The sequence below is a fragment of the Micromonospora sp. 15K316 genome, assembly GCF_004348525.1.
In the GTDB taxonomy this organism is placed as follows: Bacteria; Actinomycetota; Actinomycetes; order Mycobacteriales; family Micromonosporaceae; genus Micromonospora.
This window is the reverse complement of the sequence record NZ_SMKG01000314.1, coordinates 1-5569: the sequence shown is the minus strand read 5'-3', so window position 1 is coordinate 5569 and position 5569 is coordinate 1. Positions and strand designations below refer to the sequence as shown.

Below are 5569 nucleotides of genomic sequence, written 5' to 3'. Positions count from 1 at the left end.
GTCGGCGGCGATGAACTCGGGGACGATCCGCGGGCGGGGCCGGACGTCGGAGCCGACCCGGGTGATCGGTCCCGCCGGCTCCGCCGGGGCGACCGGGCCGGTCCGGCCGGCCTCGGCGGTGGGATCGTCCGAGGCGACGGCCCGGACCAGCAGCCGGTCGGCCTCCTCGGCGCTGATCCGCGCCTGTGGGTCGCGGCGCAGCAGCCCGTCCAGCAGCTCGGTCAGCGTGCCGGCCTGCCGTGGCGGTGGTGGCGCCTCGGTGGCGAGCGCGGCCAGCGTCGCTATCGGGGTGGAGCGGCTGTACGGCGTTCGTCCCTCGACCGCGGAGTAGAGGGTGGCCCCGAGCGACCAGAGGTCGGCGGCCGGACCGACGACCCCGTCGGTGACCCGTTCGGGGGCGAGGTACGCCGGCGAGCCGAGGACCATCCCGGTTCGGGTCATGCGCGAATCCCCGGGCAGGGTCGCCAGCCCGAAGTCCGTCAGTACGACCCGCCCGTCGTCGGCGAGCAGCACGTTCGCCGGCTTGACGTCGCGGTGCAGTATCCCGGCCTCGTGCGCCGCGCGCAGCGCGCTCAGCACGGCCAGCCCGATCCGGGCGGCGCGGGCCGGCGGCATCGGCCCCTCGGCTTCGAGGACCTGCTGCAGGGTGCGCGACGGGACCAGCTCCATCACGATCCACGGGTCGCCGTCGGTGAGCAGCACGTCGAAGACGCGTACCACGTTGACATGGCCGAGGCGGGCGACGGCGCGCGCCTCCCGCATGGACCGTTCGCGCATCTCGTGCAGTTCGTCGTCGCTCAGCCCGGGTGGCGCCACGAGTTCCTTGAGGGCCACATCTCGTTGGAGCATTTCGTCAAGGGCCTGCCAAACGCGACCCATCCCGCCTTGACCCAGCGGGCGGACGAGTCGGTAGCGATCAGCGATCAATCGTCGAGGGGCTTCGGGCACGAGAGGAGACGGTACTTGACGATGTTTACGGACCCCATTGCCGGCGGGGACGGAATAGCGACAGTCGTGCAGGTCTCACCAGGCGCCCATCGCTTTCCCGGCACCCATTCGAGAATGAACTCTACTTTTGGTGCGTCCATTGTCGCCGGACGCAATGTTACTAACACGTAGAAGGGCGATTCGGGAGTGTAAGTGAACGGGAATCGCATTCTGGATTGCTGCGCGAACTCGATCCCGACGGCGTGGCAGGCTGTCTTCATGGAGGATCAGTCGCCACTGTCGGCCGACGAGTTGTTGGATGTCGTCGACGAGCACGACCGGGTGGTGGGGCAGGCGCGACGCGGCGAGGTCTACGCGGGCCGGCTCCGGCACCGCTGCGCGTTCGTGCTGGCCCGGGACGACGACGGTCGGGTCTTCGTGCACCGTCGTACCGCTCGCAAGCTCGTCTTCCCCTCGCTCTACGACATGTTCGTCGGCGGGGTGGTCGGCGCGGGGGAGTCGTACGACGAGGCGGCGCTGCGCGAGGCCGAGGAGGAGCTGGGGGTACGCGGCCTGCCCGCGCCCGTGCCGTTGTTCAAGTTCCTCTACGAGACGCCGGAGCACAGCTGGTGGTCGTCCGTCTACGAGGTGCGTTGCCCGTCGGCGGTCGCGCCGCAGCCGGAGGAGGTCGCCTGGCACGCCTTCCTGACCGAGGAGGAGCTGGAGCGGCGGCTCACCGAGTGGGCCTGGGTGCCGGACGGCTTCGACGCCTACCGGCGGCTGCTCGCCTGGCGGGCGACCGACCGGGCCGGCCGGTGATGACCGGCACGAGCCCGGTGCGGGACGAAGGCGTCCGGTCTGACCTGCGGGAGGCCGGCCGGACGGCCGGCCTCCCGATCAGCACTACGGACGCCAGGAACCGGCCGGCTGGAAACGGTGCAGGTACTCCAGCACCCCGTTCTTGTTCGCGACGTTGAAGACCAGCGTGCCGGTCCGCTTGCGGCCCGCCGAGACGTCGCCGGGCTCCAGGTTCTCACCGCAGCCGGCGAAGAGACCGGCGATGGCGTTCGTCTCCGTACCGTCCGCCGCCACCCACTGGAAGTAGAGCGGATTCACCGAGACGCTGCCCTTGGTGACCGCGACCGTGACGTCCGCGATCAGGTACACGCCCTTGTCCGGCTCGGGCGCGAACTCGTTGCAGCCCTTCGTCCGGGTGCTGAACTTCGTCACGGTGATCTCGACGGTGCCGTCGTCGTCGGTGATCACCAGCGTGTCGCCGACCGGCATGTTCCTGGTCTCGGCGTCGACCGTCTCGTCGGGACTGCCCGGCAGCGTCGGGGTGAGGACCGGCGGCTCGTCGGCGCCCCTGGTCGTCGGCGTGGTGGGCAGCGTGTCGACCACCTCGTCGACGTCCACCCAGCCCCACTTCATCGGGTAGGTGAACTCGTCGAGCACGTAGAACTTGTACCGCTGCTCGGCGAGGTCGCGCTGGATCTGCCGCCAGCCCTCCAGGGCGTCGGCGGCGTGGTCGGCCTGGTCGCCGCGCTGGATCCAGGACCAGCCCTCACCCATCTTGTGCCAGGTCACCGGGGCACCCTGGCCGGTACGCTCGTGCAGCTCACCGAGCGCACGGAGGGCGTTCTCCTCCCCCACCCGCCACTTGGCGCTCTTGACGAACTGGAACACCCCGATCGGCATGCCGGCGGTCCACGCCCGCAGCGCCAGACCGAACGCGGCCGTCGACTTGCCCTTCATCTGTCCGGTGTGGACGAGCAGCAGCGGACGGTTACGGCGCTGCCGGGTGGTGAGCCCGTCGGCGGGCACGTGGGTCGGCTTTCCCTGCGGCATCAGGCGACGCTCCTTGCGCGGCTGGTGTTCGACGTGTGGACGTACCCCGGCGCCGAGGCGGCCGGACGGGTGGCGGCGAGGCCGACGAGCGGGTCGGTGGCGACCCGGTCCAGCGGGTGGTGGTCGGCGCCCAGCTGGGCGGCGAGGCGCTGGGCGAGGCCGAGGCGCACGGGACCGGACTCGCAGTCGACCACGACGCAGGGGGCGCCGGTCGCCGCGAGCACGGCCGCCGCGCGGGCGGACCACTCCAGCGGACGTTCCCCGCTGGTGGCCCGCCCGTCGGTGAGCACCAGCACCAGCGGACGGCGGCGCGGGTCACGCAGCCGCTCCACCCGCAGCAGCTCGGCGGCGGCGAGCAGCCCCTCGGCCAGTGGCGTACGCCCACCGGTGGGCAGGTCCGTCAGGCGCGCCGAGGCGGCGAGCACCGACGAGGTGGCGGGCAGCAGGGTCTGCGCGCCGGTGCCCCGGAAGGCGACCACGGCGACCTTGTCTCGCCGCTGGTAGGCGTCGGTCAGCAGGGCGAGCACCGCCCCCTTGACGGCGGACATCCGCTGCCGGGCCCCCATCGACCCGCTGGCGTCGACCACGAAGAGCACCAGGTTTCCCTCACGCCCCTCGCGGACGGCCTCCCGCAGGTCGGCCGGGTGCAGCCGCAGCGGCCCGTCGCGGCGGCCCCGGTCGACCTGGTGCGGGGCGGCGGCACGCAGGGTCGCCGGCAGGTGCAGCGCGCCGGGGCGACCCACCGGCAGGCGCGCCCCGGTGGTGCGCCCGCGCCCGGTGCGGGCCCGGGACCGCCGGCCGGGAACGCCGTCGCCGACACCGGGCGCGGTGAGCAGCCGGGCCTTCAGCCCCGGAACGGGTACGGCCACGGGCTGGCCGCCGGCGGCCGGGCCGCCCCCCGACGGGTCCACGAACTCGTCGGCTCCACCGCCCTCGCCGCCGTCGGCCGGGCCGGGGCCGGCCGTCGGGCCCTGCTGCGGCGCCGACGAGTCGTTCCCGCCGTCGGGGCGGGCGTCGGTCTGCGCCTCGCCGGACGGCCCGGGCGCGTCGCCGCCCGCCGGGCCGTTCGCGTCGCCCGACGGGTGGCCGTCCGGCCCGCCACCGGAGCCGCCACCGTTCGGGCCGCCACCGTCCGGGCCGGAGTCGTCCGGGCCGCCGTCGGACGGACCGCCCGGCGGGTCGTCGTCGGGATCGTCCGCACCGGCGCGGTCGAGGGCCTCGTCGAGCCGCTTCTCGTCCAGCCCCGGCGTGTCGAACGGGTCCCGGCGCCGCCGGTGCGGCAGCGCCAGCCGGGCGGCCACCCGCACGTCCTCGACGCCGACCTGGTCCCGGCCGTGCCAGGCGGCGTGCGCGATCGCGGTACGCGCGGTGACGATGTCGGCCCGCATCCCGTCCACGTCGAAGGCGGCGCAGACCTCGGCGATCTGCCGCAGCGCGGCGTCCGGCAGGCGTACCCCGGCGACCCGCCGCCGCGCCCCGGCCACCCGCCGGGCGACCTCGGCGTCCGCGTCCGCCCAGCGGGCGGCGAAGCCGGCCGGGTCGGCGTCGGCGGCCAACCGGCGGCGGACCACCTCGGCGCGGACGGCCGGCTCCCGGCTCGCGCCGACCTCGACGGTGAGCCCGAACCGGTCGAGCAGCTGCGGGCGCAGCTCCCCCTCCTCCGGGTTCATCGTGCCGACCAGCAGGAACCGGGCGGCGTGACTGACCGAGACACCCTCCCGCTCCACGTGGCTACGGCCCATCGCGGCGGCGTCGAGCAGCAGGTCGACCAGGTGGTCGTGGAGCAGGTTGACCTCGTCGACGTAGAGCACCCCACGGTGCGCGGCGGCGAGCAGACCCGGCTCGAAGGCGCGCACGCCCTCGCCGAGCGCCTTCTCCAGGTCCAGTGAACCGACCACCCGGTCCTCGGCGGCGCCGACGGGCAGCTCCACCAGGCGCGCCGGACGCCGCTCGGCGACGGCGCCGGCCGGGTGCGGGCCGTCCGGGCAGCCCGGGTCCGGGTTCGCCGGGTCACAGCCGAAACGGCAGCCGGCCACCTGGTCGACCGGGGGCAGCAGGGCGGCGAGCGCCCGTACCGCCGTCGACTTGGCCGTGCCCTTCTCGCCGCGTACCAGCACCCCGCCGATCGCCGGGCTGACCGCGTTGAGCAGCAGGGCGAGCCGCATGTCGTCCATGCCGAGCACCGCGCTGAACGGGAAAACGCTCATGCCCGGTCCTCCAGGTCGCCCTCGCTGGTCAGGTACGTCTCCCGGAGCCGCTCCAGGGTCGCCGGGTCGGGCTCGGCCCAGAGTCCCCGGTCGGCGGCCTCCAGCAGCCGCTCGGTGATGCCGCGCAGCGCCCACGGATTCGACTCGGTGAGGAACTCCCGCGTGGTCGGGTCGAAGACGTACTCGGCCGCCAACTTCTCGTACATCCAGTCGTCGACCACCCCGGCGGTGGCGTCGTAGCCGAACAGGTAGTCCACCGTGGCGGCCAGCTCGAACGCGCCCTTGTAGCCGTGCCGGCGCATGGCGGCGATCCACCTCGGGTTCACCACCCGGGCGCGGAACACCCGGCGGGTCTCCTCGCCCAACGTCCGGGTGCGCACGTCGTGCGGCATCGCCGAGTCCCCCACGTACGCGGCCGGCGCGTCACCGGTGAGGTGACGCACCATCGCGACCATCCCGCCGTGGTACTGGAAGTAGTCGTCCGAGTCCACGATGTCGTGCTCGCGGGTGTCCTGGTTCTTCACCGCGACCGCGATGCGGGCGAAGGAGCGCTCCATGTCGGCGCGCGCCTCCCGCCCGTCCAGCCC

The 5569-nt window shown here is 74.0% G+C and carries 4 protein-coding genes and 2 pseudogenes; 1 reads left to right on the top strand and 5 read right to left on the bottom strand.

Annotation, left to right across the window (positions count from 1 at the left end; translation table 11 throughout):
* Positions 1–948 (bottom strand): annotated as a pseudogene (locus E1211_RS30415) (serine/threonine-protein kinase); the annotation flags it as partial.
* A gap of 258 nt (positions 949–1206) precedes the next feature.
* On the opposite strand from E1211_RS30415, the gene E1211_RS30410 reads away from it, so the two are divergent.
* Entirely contained in the window at positions 1207–1746 is a 540-nt protein-coding gene (locus E1211_RS30410) for an NUDIX domain-containing protein (RefSeq protein ID WP_132353406.1), read from the top strand.
* 84 nt (positions 1747–1830) lie between these two features.
* Here the strand turns inward: E1211_RS30410 and E1211_RS33620 are convergent, their stop codons facing one another.
* From E1211_RS33620 to E1211_RS30395, 4 genes and pseudogenes are all read right to left on the bottom strand, one after another.
* Positions 1831–2214 carry a DUF4352 domain-containing protein gene (locus tag E1211_RS33620; RefSeq protein ID WP_243709777.1) on the bottom strand — a complete coding sequence of 128 codons (384 nt, stop codon included), beginning with the start codon at positions 2212–2214 and terminating at the stop codon, positions 1831–1833.
* 87 nt (positions 2215–2301) lie between these two features.
* Positions 2302–2775 (bottom strand): annotated as a pseudogene (locus E1211_RS33615) (cob(I)yrinic acid a,c-diamide adenosyltransferase); the annotation flags it as partial.
* Complete coding sequence (locus E1211_RS30400) at positions 2775–4982, bottom strand: putative cobaltochelatase (protein WP_132353404.1); 2208 nt, start codon at positions 4980–4982, stop codon at positions 2775–2777. The pseudogene E1211_RS33615 and the gene E1211_RS30400, both read right to left, overlap by 1 nt.
* Positions 4979–5569 (bottom strand): cobaltochelatase subunit CobN (locus E1211_RS30395; RefSeq protein WP_207915565.1); only part of this gene is annotated, 591 nt, incomplete at its 5' end. The genes E1211_RS30395 and E1211_RS30400, both read right to left, overlap by 4 nt.